This window comes from Sorangium sp. So ce726 (assembly GCF_051521405.1).
Taxonomy (GTDB): domain Bacteria; phylum Myxococcota_A; class Polyangia; order Polyangiales; family Polyangiaceae; genus Sorangium.
This window is the reverse complement of sequence record NZ_CP150349.1, coordinates 2,623,605-2,638,142: the sequence shown is the minus strand read 5'-3', so window position 1 is coordinate 2,638,142 and position 14,538 is coordinate 2,623,605. Positions and strand designations below refer to the sequence as shown.

Genomic DNA, 14,538 nt, shown 5'->3' with positions numbered 1-14,538 from the left:
GCGCAAAAGCCGTTCTGTTGCCCGCGTCGCTGCGCCAGAAGCTGCAGCACGCGGCGCGCTCGCCCAAGACCCCGCAGCGCGATGCGCAGCGTGCCCGGATCGCGCTCTTGGCCGACGAGGGCTGGAGCAACGAGCGGATCCAGCTTGATGTAGGCTGCGACATCAAGACGGTGCGCAAGTGGCGCAACCGGATCGCGGCGTTTGCTGACGAGGCGGTGCTGCAGGACAGGATGCGCAGGGGCCGACCGCCGCGCGTGGCCACCACAGTGCACTACGACCTTATCAAGTTGGCCTGCAGTCGCCCCGATGAGCACAAGGTCCCGTTCGAACAGGTCTGGACTCTGGAGCGGCTGGCGAAGGCCCTGAAGCTCGAGACCAAGGTAGAACTGAGCCGCACCGAGATCTGGCGCGTGCTGCGGGGAGCAAGCCTCCGACCGCATCGCGTCCGGCTGTGGCTACACAGCCCGGACCCGCATTTCCGCCCCAAGGTCGAGGCGATCTGCAAGCTGTATTTGGAGCCTCCCGCAGGCGCCACCGTGCTCTGCGTCGACGAGAAGACGGGCATGCAGGCGCTGAAGCATCGGTTCCCCATGCAGCCGTGCCGTAGCCGAAGAGCCGCGCGCAAGGAGTTCGAGTACCAGCGCCACGGCACGCGCACACTGATCGGGGCCTTCAATATCAAGACGGGCGAGGTGGTGTCGCGCTGCGGACCGACACGCACCGCCGCCGATCTGCTCGCGTTCATGGACGAGGTGGCGGAGCGCTACCCCACGGGCGACGTCTATATCATCTGGGACAATCTCAACATTCACCACGGCGCCAGGTGGAATCAGTTCAACGCGCGGCACGGCGGACGCTTTCACTTCGTCTACACGCCCATCCATGCGTCGTGGGTCAATCAGATCGAGCTGTGGTTCAGCATCCTGAGCCGTCGGGTGCTCAAGCACGCCTCCTTCGCGTCCGCCGAGGAGTTGAGCCGTTGCGTGCTCGCCTTCGTGCGCCACTGGAACAAGCACGAAGCCCGGCCCTTTCGCTGGAAGTTCCGCGGCCAGTGGAGGGCGACCTTGCCGTCCTACGCCGCCTGAGCTTCCGTGCGGTCCGATGTCGAAGCCGTCCGCCTCCCCGGAGCACGCCGCCTCCGTCCGCGCCTACCTCGCAGCCGAGGGAATGTCCCATCTGCGGGCCCGCAAGTACGGGCAGCTCGTGATCATCGAGTCGGGTCCTGGAGCGGGCCCGATAGCCCACGCCAGGCTCCGCCGTGACACTGTCCACCTCTGGACGCTCGAGATCGCAACCCACACCGGTAGGTGGGAGAAGACCGGCTTCCGCGGCCCGTGGCAGGACTTGCTCAAGCTGTTGATGACCGACTTCCCCTGGACGCTCGCGCCGATCGAGTAACTCGCTCCGCGGCGTTGTCCCGCGACGAGCTCGCTCCGTTTCAACGCCCGGCCAGCCCGGCTCGCGGCCGGGTGGCACAGCGCCGATCCAGGGACGAACTTGGGGAACGCTGTACTAGTGGACTGTACGACAGATCTTTCAACATAATCCGCGGTGGCCAGTCGTACCCGCAACCGGCGGCGGGCCGCGATCGGACGGCGCTGCTTCACGACCATGTTGAAAGACTTACCGAACTGTCCACTAGCGCATCGTGCAGGTGAGCATGTGCCGTCCAACTCGGCGTTGCTACCGATGGGCCCTTCGCTTATGCTCAGGTCTCACGGCCGAACACCCTTTGTTGGGCGAAAAAGGACAAAAGCTGGACTCTGCCTCGGCCGTGGATGTGGAGATTCCCATGACGACGCTGCAGGAGCTCCTCGGAATCGATTTTCCAATCATCCAGGCACCCATGGCCGGCGTGCAGGGCAGCGCGCTCGCGGTCGCGGTCTCCAGCGCTGGTGGGCTCGGTTCGCTGCCCGGCGCCGTGCTGGGCCCGGACGCCCTGCGCAAGGAGCTGGCAGCCATCCGAGCGCAGACCACGAAGCCGTTCAACGTGAACTTCTTCTGTCACACACAGCCCGAGCCCGACGCCGAGCGAGAAGCGATCTGGCGTGCCCGGCTCTTGCCGTACTTCGCTGAGCTCGGCGTCGATGCAAGCGCCATCCCGACGGGCCCCGGCCGATTGCCCTTCAGCGATGAGGCCGCTGATGTGCTCGACGAGCTCAGACCTGCTGTCGTGAGCTTTCACTTCGGCCTGCCCTCGGAGGCCTTGCTCTCGCGGGTGCGCCGCTGGAGCGCGAAGATCCTGTCCTCTGCGACGACGGTCGACGAGGCGCGCTGGCTGGAGGCGCGCGGAGTCGACGCGGTCATCGCCCAGGGCATCGAGGCGGGCGGTCATCGCGGCAGCTTCCTGTCCGACGATCTCAGCGTCCAGCTCGGCACCTTCGCGCTGGTGCCCCAGATCGTGGACGCCGTGAAGATCCCCGTCATCGCTGCGGGCGGCATCGCAGACGCGAGGGGTGTCGCAGCCGCCATGGCGCTCGGTGCGGCCGGCGTACAGATCGGGACGGCCTACCTGTTGTGCCCCGAGGCCACCACGAGCAGGGTGCATCGCGCGGCCCTCGAGAGCCACGCAGCCAGGAACACAGCGCTCACCAACCTCTTCAGCGGGCGACCCGCTCGGGGCATCGTGAACCGCATCATGAGGGAGCTGGGGCCGATGAGCGACGCCGTGCCAGCTTTTCCCTTGGCGACGTCGGCCATCGCGCCCCTACGCGCCAAGGCCGAAAGCCAGGGCAGCGGCGACTTCTCGCCGTTGTGGGCGGGGCAAAACGCCAGCGGGTGTAAGGAAGTGCCAGCGGCCGATCTCACGCGACAACTCGTGGGTGCACTCCCAGGTGCACGCTGACGCCGCCCAACCTGCCGATGGATCCGACGAACCGACCAGCTGCTGTCGGAGTTCCTGACTCGATCGAAGCCCTGACCGGGGCGTCAGCGCCCCGCGCGCCGGCGACGATCGAGGAGCGCGGTCACGATCGGGAACAGCGGCAGCGCCATCAGCACGTAGAACCCCGGCTCATCGAACGCGGCCCCGCGCGGCCGGTAGATGCCGCCGCTGAGCAGGCACGTCGCGAGGTACGCCACAAGGATGGCCGCCCCGCACAGGCTCCACAGCCGCAGGTCGATCGGTGCGGGTGACGAGGCACGCGCGGCCCGCGGCGTGGCGTCCGGCGCGTCGAGGACGCCGCGCCACCGCTCGACATCCCACAGCGCCAGCCCGACCAGGCCCGCGAACATCAGCGTGACGACCGTCGCCGTCGGGACGACCGCCGTGCTCCAGCAGAACGCCAGGATCGCGCCCGTCACCGGCACCGCCATGAATGCGCCGGCCGTCGCGAACCGCTGCGTCATGAGCAGCGTCGCGGCCACCAGCTGGACCACGCCCACGAACGTGTAGAAGTGCCCTGTCGCGTGGAACGCGTGCAAGAACTCGTGGAACGGGCCGCGATTCCCCGGATCCGTGAACGGCTCGCCGAGGATCTTCTTCAGCCCCGCCGGCAGGAACGCGAAGCCTATCAGGATGCGCAGGTTCACCACGGCGAGGTGCGCCCACCGGCGCTGCCGGAGCCAGGCGACCATCGCCTCGATGCGGTCCATCACGGAGTCCACGGGCCGCGCAGTGTAGCCACCCCGCCGCGCCGCGCACTCGGGCCGGGTGCCCACCTACACCGCGTCGAACCCGAACGCCATCGGCTGCCACGTTGGATCGCGCGCGGGTGCTGCCGTTCGGGGCTGCGAAGGCAAGCTCAGAGGATCGAGGATGCGGCCCACCACCGCTGAGTCGGTGTTCGTGGCGAGTGCGAGCTGGGTACACGCATCGAGCGCGGAGGGCTCGATGGCAAGCGCGAGCGACCTGAACGACGCCGCGAGGGCCTTCGGACCTCCGGGATGCCTAGCCTCATGAGCATGAATACGACCCTCATTCGAGCACAAACGCTGCGCGCTTGCGGGTATCAGAAGAGGAGCAGAGAAGAGAGAGGGGCGGCGAGGTGACGATCAGGGTGCGCGATGGACTGGGGGGTTGCTGCGCAGCAGCGGTGGTGTTGGCGCTGGGTCAGGCGGGCGCGATGGAACCGCCGCCCGGTTCCGCGCCGCAGATCTCGCCGGCACCACCGTCTCGGCCTGCGGCGGCGGACTTGACCACGGCGCCGCCGGTCGTCGTGCCGCCGGCTGCTGGCACCGCCCCGCCCTCGCCGCTCGCGCAGCCTGCGGGCGAGGCGGGGGGCGTACCATCGCAGCCTCCGTCCGGCGTGAGGAGCATGCCACAGGCGGGGTTTCCGCCGCCCGGGTACGCCCCGCCGCCCGACGGCTGGCGCGCTGGCCCATGGCAGCCCGGGAATCACTGCCCGGGCACAAAGGGCACGTCGCAGCTCGTCTGGTATGGGTGGAAGCACGTCATCGTGCTCGGCGGGAGTCTCCTGCTCGTGCCCTTCGCCATCGGCGCCGAGACCCCGGAGCTCCTCGTGGTGAGCCTCAGCGGCATGGTGGTCGGCGGCCCGATCATCCACGGAGGTCACGGCAATTCCGGCAAGGCCTTGGCCAGCCTCGGCATCAACATCGGGGGCACATTGGTCGGCGGCCTGATCGGAGCGGAGGCCGCCGGCAAGGCCGATGAAGGTGATTGGGTCGATCCTTCGGTCGCAGGCGCGATCCTCGGCGGCAGCCTCGGCCTGCTCGCGGCCAACATCGTCGATATCGCCGTCCTCCCGTACGAGGAAAGCGAACTGGAGAGCGATCGTTCCGCCCGCCTCCGGCTCGAGCCCCAGATCGGCCTCGCGCCCGGCGGCGTCACCTTCGGCCTCGGCGGCACCTTCTGAGTCGCGAACCGCTCAGGCTGTGGGGCCAGGGTCGAGAGGGTCCCCTGGGCAACGGGGAAATCCCCGCGCTGGACAGCATGTAAGCCTTGCGGCACGAAACCGATCCGTGAGATTCTCCGTGGGGGGAGGTCACGAAGGGCGACGAGCTAGACAGACCTGGTCCGGCGGTTTCGGTTGACCAATCGACGGATAGTTAGCCAACACATGACCATGCTTCCCGAAGACCTGAACCCAAGCACGGCCTTTGATCAATCGCGCGCAGTGCTACGCGGTGCAGTCCATGCGGTGGATGTTCCCGATGTGCGGAAGATGGCCACGATCATCTTGGCTCCACCGCAGGTCGACGTGAGCATATCCCGTGGCGGCTTCCAGGTGGACTTCGGATTCAGCCAGGGATCGCTGTCGTATTGGCCAAAACTCGCGGCACCTACGCTGTACGCTCTGTGCCGCTCTCATCTTGGCTCACCGTCCGCGCGCTTCTCTTTGAACACCGCGCAGCTCAGGCAGATCCGGATCGGGGAGAGCAGGTCCGACCGCTGGCTATGGCTCTATGAAGAGCCTCGTCGCATTCTCGTTTTCTGCAGAGAGGCGACCCAGGAGGTCCAACCCGAGAACCCAGGCCAGCTCGAACGGTGGTTGTCGGCGAGAAAGGTGTGGGCCGTGTTCGAGCAGCCCATGACCTGCCCGCACTGTCGCGTCAGCGCGGCGCGCTTCCGTGCCGTGGAACGAGCTCTCATCTGCCAGGCATGTGGATGCTCGTGGGCCGTAGCTCGCGGCGTTCTGGAGGGCGCAGTCCTTGAGACAGGTGGCTAACTCGCCGTTGCTGACCGACGGTCCGCACAGCCTCGCTCCGCTCGGCGACGCGGCCCGCGGCAGAACGGCAGTCGGTGGGCTGGCAGAACGTCGCGCGGCAGGAGGCTGAGTCGATATGTTGTTCGGGGATCGGCTGGACTTCGCCATCGAAGCGGACGTGGAGCCCAACCTGGAGCCGCCGAGCGCAGTGTGGGGGCGCATGTGCGTCTGGTGCCGCGGGGTGGCCCTCGGAGATCTCGGGGAGTCGCACTGTGCGCTGTACTCGGCTTACCTCTCCTTTCGATGGCTGCCCTCCAACCTCGACCGCCTGTGGGCCGAGAAGCTGGCCGGATTGGACGACATCGCTGCCTGGAACTTCCTCGACGAGCTATTGTACGGCCATCATGGAGACGTCGAAGTGCCCGATACCCGAACAGCCGAGGAGCGCCGCCGGGACTGGACGTTCTGGAGCGCCCACGATTTCCTGACCAACTGGGGCGAGCAGTTCGGCGGGTGCAAAGCATTCATCCTCTGTCCGCCCGGCGGCTCGGTTCGCATCCTCTCTCGCGAGCTACCCGGGCACATGGGCCACGGCGCCGAGGTGTCGCGGGCCGGGTTCGTTGCAGCCGCCGAGGGGTTCGCCCGCTGGTTCGAGCAACAGGCGCGGCGTCTGGAAGGCGGTCGGGTCTAATGCGTGCCGATGCGGCCCAACAAGGGCGTGCTGACCGATGCGTGGGCGCGCTGCGCGCCCCCATGGGCGGCAGAAGACCGAGTCGTTAGCCTAAGGACGGGGACCTGATTGATGGCTCCTGATCGGAACGTCCGCAGCCTCCGACCTGGCGAAGCGTCGCTGCTCCGGGATCTGCGCCTCCGAGCGCTGAAGGACGCGCCGGAGCAATTCGGAGAGACGCTGGAGGAGGCGCTCGCTCGGACCCGAGCAGGCTGGGAAGCGCTCACCGCGTCCGTCGTACCGCCCAGCAACCAGGCGATGTTCATCGCGGAAGTGAACGGTGCCCCGGTGGGCAGCGTCTTCGCCCTCAACGATGTCGAAGCCACGGAGGTTGGTCGTCTCGGTGGAATGTGGGTCGCGCCCGAGCAGCGGCACCAAGGGATCGGGATGGCGCTGGTCGAAGCCGTGCAGATCTGGGCTCTGAATCTGGGGAAGCGTCATCTCCGCCTGTGGGTCGCCTGCGACAACGGCGCCGGGCGCAGACTCTACGAGCGGGCCGGCTTTCAGCTGACCGGAGCCCAGCGGGCCTTCCCTGGAGACCTGCTGCGCGTTATTGTTGAAATGGATCTCAGGAACCGGCCCTGTGATGAAACCACAGGCCAACATGCGGCTGGAGCCGACGACGCCCGCTGATTGATGATGCATTGGTGGCGCTGCCCCGTGCGTCTCCCTTGACTCCGTCTATTTGCTGTGCGCTCATAGGCACGGCATGCGACGACACCTTCACGAATATGCGGTGTTCTATCCGCTTGGGGCTGGCCAGGTGGCCACGGGGGAGTACGAGTCTGCAGCGCGGTGGTCGAGCGCGTTCGAGAAATACCAGGACGCACGCGCCGCTGGGCATGCCATGCCCATCATCTTCGGCGACGCCAGCAACGACTCCGGGCATCTCTACAAGTGGGGGTTGCTCGACAGTCTCACGGTCGACGACTCCGGCACCAAGGTTCGCTTCTCTGGTGTCCGAGACCTCGGCGGACATTTCTCACCGGAGCTTGTCAAGGTCAGCAATCGCGAGCCGGTTAGCCGCGATGTTCGAAGGGGATGCTCCATCGTTTACACCCCGGATTTCGTGACAGAGGCGTATGAGCAGGCTGCTCTATCGGCGCTCAATAGCGCTGATCGCAACGGCGACGAATGGCCGGGGTCGACGCGAATGGTTCCGCAATCACATGCGCGGCCGACCATGCGGGTCTTCATCGCCAACTTTGGCCTCGAAAACTACCTGTGGCCAACGTGCCTCAATCATTCGACCGTTGCAACCTTCGAGGACGAGGACCTGAGACCGTTCTGGGTTGCCGGTGACCGTGACGGGTACATCGCTCACTGTATCAAGACGAAGAAGACCGCGGCTGGCATCACGCCGACAGCGCCGGTCGCCTCGCGCTGGTACAACCTGGGGCACATCATCTCCTCGACCGAGGGAGATATGTGGATTCACCGCGAGAGGGATGACCTCTGGTGGACGATTTCGCGTCCAGGCCAGGTCATGGTCACGCTTGAACCGGCGTTCAAGCCCGCCCACAACGGGCGACAGGTTTATGTCTTGCAAAAACCGGCTGATTCCTGGTCGAACAAGAACAAGAAGAAGGTTCCGCTCAAATGGAACGCGCTGCATGCCAAGGCACGTGAGTTCCTGTTTACGGAGGGAACGCTCCAGCAGCTTCGGCCCGACAATGCCGCATATGCGATCGCTCTCGTCGATGGACGGGACCTTGCAGCCTGGCATGCGGACCCCGCATGGAGAGCAAAAGAGGCCACTGCGAAGAAGGGACCGGTCACCATTTTCAGCGCACGACAGCGTGCCGTTGTGCGCATGGTCAGGACGGCCCAAGCCACTGCTGCGGGCGCTAACGGACAACAGGTCCTCCGTACCGTCAAGAACAAGGATGTCCGGTTCGCGAGCCCGCTACAGTTTGAGCAATATGTCGCTGCGTTGATCGCGAGCCAGGACGAGCTCTGTGCGATCACGGGATTGCAGCTGCAGTTCGACGGAGACGATGACGACCCCGAGCTTCTCTGCTCGCTCGATCGGATCGACAGCGATGGCCACTACGAACCTGACAATCTTCAGGTCGTTTGCCGGTTTATCAATAGGTGGAAGAACAACGGAAACGACGCCGAGCTCCGAAGGCTGATTCATCTTGTGCGCACGGGAGGATGATCTCGGCTGACCGGTGTGCGAACTGGGGCGGCCCAACAATGCTATCCGACGGATGGGCACGCTGCGCGCACCCACGCGCGGCAGAAGCCATGGCCGTTGGTCAGACAAGAGGAAGGCAAGGACCGAGCTCGCCGTTCTCCGTCGACTCCCGGACAGAGCCACCTCCGAGTTGAACATCGCGCGGTCAACGCCCGATCCACACATCGTGACGACCGTCGCGTCGTCGGATGAGTCTGCGAGATGCTCCCAGCCCCGCTCGTCCTGTTCCCGAGCAACCCGCTGCGCCCGACCGCGCCGGACAGCGCCTTCGAGGAGGAAGCCCGGCATGCTGCCGCCGCGGGCTTCGACGTCGGCCATCCCGTTCGGGATCGGGCAGCGGCAGTGCATCGGCAAGGAGCTCGCGCTCATGGAAGGGCAGTTCATCCTCGCCCGGCTCCTCCAGCGCTACCGGGTCAGCGCGGTTCCAGGGCGCACGACGCGGCTGCACGTCGCGACCACGCTGCGCACGTCCGGCAGCGTGTGGCTCTGGCTGGACCCGCGCGCGGGCAGGTAACGGGGCGCCGCGCCGGGGCCATGGGGTGAAAGGCTCCTGTTCGTGTATCCTGCAGCGACCATGTGCTGCACCTTCTCCCCCGCGAGGCTCTCCAGCACCCTCCTCTATGCCGGCGATGCGCAGTGGAACGGCCTTTACGTCCACGTCCTCGCCTACCAGAACACGGCGTCGACCTCCGGCCCGAACGCCATGATCCTGCCGATCCCGGCCACGCGGCTCGACCCGCAGAACGCGGTCGACACGCGCCCGTTCCGCACCTTCCTCGAGGACATCCGCGAGGCGACGCGCCGGCCGATCCCGCCAAGCTACGGCCCGCCGCCGCTCGCCGCGCCCCCCGCCGCCCGGGCCGTGGTCTTCGACGTGGGCAGCTATGCGGTGGTGCTCGCCGAGTCGCCGCGCGCGGTGCTCTCCGTCCTCGGGCAGGTCCCGAAGCCCAAGCGGCCTGCGCTCAACGACCGCATGCTTCAGGCGTTCGAGGCCTGCTACCCCGGCTGGCCGGTGGCGGTCTGTTGCTGGAACGGCAACCTCAAGCCCGAGCCGCTCCTGTGGTGGTACGAGCCCAGGTACCCGGAGTGGCTGTTCGCGCCCGCGCTCGATGCGCACGACGGCAACCCGCCCGATCTCCGGGCGGCGGTCGAGGTCGATCACCACATCGCCTTTGGCTCGGCCCTGAAGCCCGAGGGCCAGCCGGTCCGTTACCGCGATGATGCGGGGGCGCACCGGTCGCTCTTGCCCTCGAGCGTGCACGGCACGAAGCTGCAAGCCCGGATGAGCAACGGCGATTTCTGGTCGCGCCGCGACCAGCTCAGCGGGCCGGCGCTGCGTTGCGTGCCGGGCGACAGGGCGGGCGCGCCGATCGCGCTGAACGGCTGGGAGGGACCTCCACCGACCTGGCTACCGCCGGAGCCCATGGTGTCAAACTGGAATCCGCCGCCGCCCCGCCAGCCCATGCCGCCGCCTCCCGACGGAAAGAGGTACTGCTCGAGCTGTGACTTCCTGCCCGATGCCTCGGCGAAGCTCTGCACCATGTGCGGGGCGTGGATGACTGTCGAGGGAGCAGCCCAGAGCTGAGCTCGGCGACCGCGGGCACCCGGCCCCGCGCGCTTCGAGGATAGGATGGTGGGATGATACGTCTGATCGTCGCCGGCGCTGTGGCGTGGACCAATGTCGAGGCGATCCGCCGCGAGCTGGCGAAGCTTCCGGTGGGGGCAACCGTGATCCACGGCGACTCGCCGGGCGCGGACGCCCTCGCCCCACGCGTCGAGGAGCTCGCGCCGAGGAGCACCGAAGGCGCGCTCACCCCGGAGGAGCAAAGGGAGTACGCAGAGATCGTCCGCTTGAACGACAGGCTCGGCCTCCTCAAGCTCGAGGCCGAGGACATCTGGACCATGCGCGCGCCTTCATGAAGCCCTCGAACGCCGAGCAGGAGCCTATGAGCGCAGCGGACAAGATGACCGGGTTGCTGGCTCGGTTGTACCGCGCTGCGGATCGCTGGCCGAGAATGAACCCGCAGGAGCTCCAGCATCTCGAGCGGCTGGTTGCCAACCTTCCTCCCGATGACCGCTCGTACGTATTACTCCGAGCGTTTGTTGCACCGCCTGCTAATGCGTACCTCGCGCAGCAGTACGCGGGAGAATTGCTCATGCGCCTCCGCCCACCGTGCTCCAGTCCGCTCCCAGACCTGCTGCGCAGCGTTCTGCCGAATTGGAACCGGTCAGTAGAGCAGCTCCCCTGGTACCTTGCCGACGTCTTCGGATCGAAGGCGTTCGTCGAGTGCCTCGACGAAATCGATCGTTGCGGCACGATCGATCGCAAGCAAATCGCTGCGGTGCGTTTTTGGCTCGAGGGCCTCGAAAATGGAGCGTGATGTGGCCAACAACCCGTTGCAATGGACGATGGCGTCGCCGCGCGCCACCGTCGCCGCTGAACGCGGCATTACCGCGATGATGCGGGGGCAGCCACTTGGATTGCCGCGATGTGTCAACACGCGCATTCGGGGCCGTGGTCATCGCATTATGCATTCGGGGCCGATTTGCGTCGTCGACCTGATATCGGTGGCCGCGGCTCTGGTGCACGAGAGCCGCACAGTTCCGGAGGTAGCCGTGGGTGCGACACTGGGTATGGGCAACAATCTTCACTTCGTCCGGCCGGACGACGGCAGCCATTGGCCGGAAATCTCAGGTGAACCGTTTGACGTGACAAACATAACCCACTCTTCCGTGGAAGAGGTGAAGGCGCTTGCCAAACAGACGCTCGGCATTGAACCCTCGTGTTGGCCCTTCTACACAGAGATCGAGCTGGAGTGGGAAGTCCCGCTCGACGACGCTCACCGAAAATGCGATCATTTGCGCGAGGTTTTCAGCCAGTGTCCTCAGGACGAGCTCCCCGATGACCACTGGCTTCGCTTCTTTGCAACCATTCTTCGTCGTGGTTGGGACTTCTACACGCACGTGTAGTGCATTGGCCCAGGATGATGTCGGCCAGCGGGCTCAAAGCCCTCTGGAAAGAAGTCGCCCAACCCGGCGATGGTATTACCGCGCGCTCTCGTTGATGCCGCAGCCCATCGCATCGAGCATGGTGCGTGATGGTGAGGGGTTCCGCCCAAAGAGGCCGGGAATGCTGTGCTAGAAAGTCAATCCGCTGCTCGGAGTGACTTTCTGGATCCTGCCGTCTGCATCGAAGCTCAGCTTGTCCACAGCGACTTCCCGCCGGTAGGTGCCGCCGCCGTTCGGGCCATTGCTGATGTGGTAAGCGATGTACCACTGGTCAGCGAACTGGACCACCGCAGCGTGATTGGTGGGCCAATCCGTGTTGTTGGCGGCCTTCGGGAACGCGTCGAGCACGCGCCCACCATAGGTCCAGGGGCCCAGCGGGCTGTTCGACGTGGCCCAGTCGATCGTCGCGGGGTTGCTGCCGGCCGCGTAGATCTCGTAGTACACGTTGTTCCGCCGGATGAGGTAGGGGGCTTCGAAGAAGCCCCGCGGTGTTGCTTCCTTCATCACGCCGTCGATCGAGATCATGTCGCTCTTCAACTTGGCCACGACCAGCCGCCCGAAACCACCATAGTGAAGGTAGGCCTGTCCGTCGTCGTCCACGAGCACGGTAGGATCGATCGTGAACGGCGTGGCGGGCGGATCGGGGAAGCCCATGTTGGACATCTCGAAAGCATCGTTGATCAGGGGCTTGCCGATCGCGTCTTTCCAGGGACCTTCAGGGCTATCTGCCACGGCCACGCCGATCGTCATGCTGCCGTCGCTCGCTTGCGCGACCGGCACATACCAGTAGAACTTTCCATTCGCGCCGGCGACCATCTGCCCGGCCCATGCGTTCGCGCTGGCCCACCTGAAGGTGCTCAGATCCATCGCGACGGACTCGGTCCAGTTGACCATGTCCTTGGATTTGAGGAGGAACCACTCCTTCAGGATGAACGCGTTCTGCCCCTGCGCCGCTTCATCATGGCCGCACTGGATGTAGAAGGTGCAGTCATGGACCATGACGCCTGGATCGGCCGTGAATTGGTCTGCAAAAAGCGGGTTCTGTCCTTGCGACCCCGGCCGCGGAGGCACGCAGCCCGCTGGGCCACCGGAACCACCCGCGCCACCGCCGCCGCCCGCGCCACCGCCGCCCGTGGCCCCGCCGCCCGCGCCGCCGCTGGCCCCTTCGCCGCCGCTGCCCGAGCTGGTGCTGCTGCTGCTGGCGGCGCTGCTGCTGGCGCTACTGCTGCTGGCGCTACTGCTGCTGGCGCTGCTCGCCGTCTCCGACTCCTCCTCACCGCCGCTGCAAGCCCCGAGTAAGGCCAAAAGCCCAAGACTGACAACTAGCTTCGAACGAGCGCAGTGCATGCTGAGCACCTCTCCATCTCTCTATCCAACACGACAATTGTGGTTTCGGACGTCGCTCGGCCGCGCTCAATAGAACAGGAACGGCCACCAGTTCTTCATCGGCCGGCCGTCGACCTCCTTGGCCTGGTTCTGGTAACCGGGAAAGCTCTGGCGCATGTACGTCTGCCAGCCGCCGCCGCAGTCGTTGAGCGCGCTGTCTCGGTTATAGGCTCGGTAGACATCGTAGTCGATGTCGGTCGTCGCGTCGTCGCCGCCGGGCCCCGCGCCGAGACCGTAGCCCTCGCACGTAGCGCGCCCCGTCACGCCTGCGGATGAGTCCTCGTAATCGTAGTGACCGCGCGAGTGCGGCGCGAAGTGCACGTTGCCGCAGCCGATGCCGAAGTCTTCGATGTCAAAGGTGTTGCCGTTCGACGCGGAGCCGTTCGTCAGGTGCGTCGGCGAGAGGTACCGAATGCACTGCGTCGTCTCGTACGGGCACATGTAGAAATCGCCGAACCGCGTGCCGTAGCTCTCGTTCAGATCGAAGTTGAAGAAGCGCGTGGCGTTTCGGGCAAAATACGGGATCTGGTTGCGCTTCACCTGGCTCTCGATGCCGTGGCCGTAGGCGTGCGTCGCGCACCCTGGCCCGCGATCGAGGTTGATCTCGCCGAGCCGGACGCTCACACCGCACTCGAAGCTGTTCACGCAGCCGTTGCCTGAGCAGTCGTCGAACTGCCCCGCCTTCTTGCTGAAGTCATCGTTGTACTTCTGCCCGCGAGCGAGCATCTCGTAGAGCTTGTCCGGATCGTCGCTCGCCTCCGCCACCCAGGCTTCGTTGATCAGCCCCTGCTCGAACAGCTCGCAGACCGTGAGGTTCTCCGTCCCGCCGGGCGCCTTGAAGCCGACCTTGTCAGCGAAGGTCTGGCTGGTCATGAACTCGGCGTAGCCGAAGCCGTTGCCGCTGCGCGTGGGCTGTCCACCCAGATCGACGAAATGCACGATCTCGTAGTTGAGGAAAGCGGGCGCGTTCGCATCCGCGTAGCCGTGATAACGCGAGCCCTCCGCCAGCGCCGCCGCATTGTCCTCCGCCGCCGCGCGCACCTCTTGCTCGTTCCGCCCCGCCACGAAGTTCACCAGCAACACCCGCGGCCTCAGCTCCGTGATTTCGTCGTGGTGCTCCACCAGCCAATCGTCGGAGTTGGTGGAGCTGAGCTCGTTGGGCCAGATCAACGGGCCACCCGCACCCGCGCTGCCCCCGTCGCCTGCGCCGCCGCCCGCATCGCCACCCGACCCCGATCCCGCGCCCCCCGCGCCGCTGGCCGACCCCGAACTACCCGGATCGTTGCCCCCCGCGCTCGCACCTCCGCTCCCAGCGCTCCCAGCGCTCCCGCCGCTGCCCGCGCCTGCGCTCACCCCCGCGCCCCCTCCCCCACCCGTTCCCATCGGCGCATCGCCGTCCCCGCAGCCCACCACGGTGCCAGGCGCCACCGTCAGCATCACCACCAACAACGCCGTCTTCTTCATCCGCTTGGCCCTCAAGGTGAAGTGAACTACCCAGCCCCGGACCCGTCAGAAAACGCGTCCGCTCGTCGATTTTCTCACCTTGAACGAATTTTGAAGCTCCGGCGGCGCGGGTATCCTCCAACCCGAGGGAGGACAAGGCTGGC

16 protein-coding genes are annotated in these 14,538 nt (G+C 66.1%); 13 read left to right on the top strand and 3 right to left on the bottom strand.

Annotated features, from left to right (window positions below):
• Positions 1 to 17: 17 nt before the first annotated feature.
• The 3 genes from WME79_RS10080 (at position 18) to WME79_RS10070 (ending at position 2,845) form a co-directional block, all read left to right on the top strand.
• Complete coding sequence (locus WME79_RS10080) at positions 18 to 1,085, top strand: IS630 family transposase (protein WP_437523247.1); 1,068 nt, start codon at positions 18 to 20, stop codon at positions 1,083 to 1,085.
• Positions 1,086 to 1,101: 16 nt separating this feature from the next.
• Entirely contained in the window at positions 1,102 to 1,398 is a 297-nt protein-coding gene (locus WME79_RS10075; RefSeq protein WP_437523245.1) for a hypothetical protein, read from the top strand.
• 394 nt (positions 1,399 to 1,792) lie between these two features.
• Positions 1,793 to 2,845 carry an NAD(P)H-dependent flavin oxidoreductase gene (locus WME79_RS10070; RefSeq protein WP_437539811.1) on the top strand — a complete coding sequence of 351 codons (1,053 nt, stop codon included), beginning with the start codon at positions 1,793 to 1,795 and terminating at the stop codon, positions 2,843 to 2,845.
• An 83-nt stretch (positions 2,846 to 2,928) separates the two neighbouring features.
• Here the strand turns inward: WME79_RS10070 and WME79_RS10065 are convergent, their stop codons facing one another.
• Positions 2,929 to 3,660, bottom strand: coding sequence for a hypothetical protein (locus WME79_RS10065; protein ID WP_437534484.1), 732 nt, complete (start codon positions 3,658 to 3,660; stop codon positions 2,929 to 2,931).
• Positions 3,661 to 4,421: 761 nt separating this feature from the next.
• Between WME79_RS10065 and WME79_RS10060 the strand changes: the two genes are divergently transcribed.
• The 10 genes from WME79_RS10060 (at position 4,422) to WME79_RS10015 (ending at position 11,506) form a co-directional block, all read left to right on the top strand.
• Positions 4,422 to 4,814 (top strand): hypothetical protein, encoded by a 393-nt coding sequence (locus tag WME79_RS10060; protein ID WP_437534483.1) that lies wholly within the window; start codon positions 4,422 to 4,424, stop codon positions 4,812 to 4,814.
• A 204-nt stretch (positions 4,815 to 5,018) separates the two neighbouring features.
• Positions 5,019 to 5,627 carry a hypothetical protein gene (locus tag WME79_RS10055; RefSeq protein ID WP_437534482.1) on the top strand — a complete coding sequence of 203 codons (609 nt, stop codon included), beginning with the start codon at positions 5,019 to 5,021 and terminating at the stop codon, positions 5,625 to 5,627.
• Positions 5,628 to 5,742: 115 nt separating this feature from the next.
• Positions 5,743 to 6,297: a hypothetical protein gene (locus WME79_RS10050; RefSeq protein WP_437534481.1), complete on the top strand. Its 555-nt coding sequence runs from the start codon at positions 5,743 to 5,745 to the stop codon at positions 6,295 to 6,297.
• A 111-nt stretch (positions 6,298 to 6,408) separates the two neighbouring features.
• Positions 6,409 to 6,969, top strand: a complete 561-nt coding sequence (locus WME79_RS10045; RefSeq protein WP_437534480.1) for a GNAT family N-acetyltransferase — start codon at positions 6,409 to 6,411, stop codon at positions 6,967 to 6,969.
• Between the two features lie 103 nt (positions 6,970 to 7,072).
• Positions 7,073 to 8,497, top strand: a complete 1,425-nt coding sequence (locus WME79_RS10040; protein ID WP_437534479.1) for a hypothetical protein — start codon at positions 7,073 to 7,075, stop codon at positions 8,495 to 8,497.
• A 325-nt stretch (positions 8,498 to 8,822) separates the two neighbouring features.
• Positions 8,823 to 9,050, top strand: a complete 228-nt coding sequence (locus tag WME79_RS10035) for a cytochrome P450 (protein WP_437534478.1) — start codon at positions 8,823 to 8,825, stop codon at positions 9,048 to 9,050.
• A 42-nt stretch (positions 9,051 to 9,092) separates the two neighbouring features.
• Complete coding sequence (locus WME79_RS10030; RefSeq protein ID WP_437534477.1) at positions 9,093 to 10,121, top strand: hypothetical protein; 1,029 nt, start codon at positions 9,093 to 9,095, stop codon at positions 10,119 to 10,121.
• Between the two features lie 53 nt (positions 10,122 to 10,174).
• Complete coding sequence (locus tag WME79_RS10025) at positions 10,175 to 10,456, top strand: hypothetical protein (RefSeq protein WP_437534476.1); 282 nt, start codon at positions 10,175 to 10,177, stop codon at positions 10,454 to 10,456.
• Positions 10,453 to 10,917, top strand: a complete 465-nt coding sequence (locus WME79_RS10020) for a hypothetical protein (RefSeq protein WP_437534475.1) — start codon at positions 10,453 to 10,455, stop codon at positions 10,915 to 10,917. The genes WME79_RS10025 and WME79_RS10020 overlap by 4 nt, the downstream gene beginning before the upstream one ends.
• A gap of 1 nt (position 10,918) precedes the next feature.
• A complete protein-coding gene (locus WME79_RS10015; RefSeq protein ID WP_437534474.1) occupies positions 10,919 to 11,506 on the top strand; it encodes a hypothetical protein in 588 nt (195 codons plus the stop codon).
• Between the two features lie 168 nt (positions 11,507 to 11,674).
• On the opposite strand, the gene WME79_RS10010 is transcribed toward WME79_RS10015, so the two are convergent.
• Together WME79_RS10010 and WME79_RS10005 are read right to left on the bottom strand one after the other, a co-directional pair.
• Positions 11,675 to 12,892: a family 43 glycosylhydrolase gene (locus WME79_RS10010; RefSeq protein ID WP_437534473.1), complete on the bottom strand. Its 1,218-nt coding sequence runs from the start codon at positions 12,890 to 12,892 to the stop codon at positions 11,675 to 11,677.
• Between the two features lie 66 nt (positions 12,893 to 12,958).
• Positions 12,959 to 14,395: a hypothetical protein gene (locus tag WME79_RS10005; RefSeq protein WP_437534472.1), complete on the bottom strand. Its 1,437-nt coding sequence runs from the start codon at positions 14,393 to 14,395 to the stop codon at positions 12,959 to 12,961.
• Positions 14,396 to 14,538: the final 143 nt, after the last annotated feature.